We start from the raw sequence: 723 nt of genomic DNA, 5'->3' as shown, positions 1-723 counted from the left end.
CAACGGTTCGTGTATGATTAGTTGCGGACTTTTCCAACGGAAAATGTCCGCCTGTACCGAAGATAGTTAATTGCAGGAAATTCACTTGTTGAATTTCCGACCGCAATTAATTATACACCGTGTTGGCAATAGTTTTTTTACTTTTTATTATTTCCACTATGGAATCAACCTGGGTTTGATTGATTCCATTATCATTATGAAAGTCCGACTCTCTATTTTTATATCTCTTCTGAAATTCGGTCATGTTTTTGGTAGCTATTTTTAGTTCATACGCTATTTTTTTCTCGACCTCCTTGTCACTTTCAGAATCCAATAGACTTTTTATCAATGTGTCGGCTTTAAATTCCAGATCTTGATTTGTCTTAATAAAGTCCAACGTTGCGTCAATAAATCTCGAATCTTTGTGTTTAGGTTTTGACTCCTGAAGTATTTTATAATACTCTATGTTCTTTTCATTTATTTCTTCAGTAATCCGCTTTATTATATTAAGAGTTGAGTCCGCTACTTTTATTCCGCTATCAATGTTTTCCGCCATCACGAAGAAATATGGATTCCTTTCCTGACTCAAACTGCCTAAATCATTTTTGATTTCAAGACAGAGCATAGACTGATTTAGGGCATCCTTTTTTGAGTATTTTTTTTCACAACCGATCAGCACTAAAAAAGATAAGATTAAAAGTGCCAATGAGTAATTCCTGTCCATCTATTAAATTATTGCCAACG

1 protein-coding gene is annotated in these 723 nt (G+C 34.2%); it reads right to left on the bottom strand.

The window, feature by feature from the left end:
• Window positions 1–106: 106 nt before the first annotated feature.
• A complete protein-coding gene (locus MWU82_RS24045; RefSeq protein WP_247098291.1) occupies window positions 107–703 on the bottom strand; it encodes a hypothetical protein in 597 nt (198 codons plus the stop codon).
• Window positions 704–723: the final 20 nt, after the last annotated feature.

Origin of the sequence: Arenibacter sp. S6351L (assembly GCF_023016025.1) — a bacterium.
In the GTDB taxonomy this organism is placed as follows: Bacteria; Bacteroidota; Bacteroidia; order Flavobacteriales; family Flavobacteriaceae; genus Arenibacter; species Arenibacter algicola_B.
Note: the sequence above shows the minus strand (reverse complement) of the source record. Positions and strands in the feature narration are given on the sequence as shown.

Coding starts and splice junctions, on each gene's coding strand:
- MWU82_RS24045 (WP_247098291.1), bottom strand. CDS start 703: ATGGACAGGAATTACTCATTGGCACTTTTAATCTTATCTTTTTTAGTG.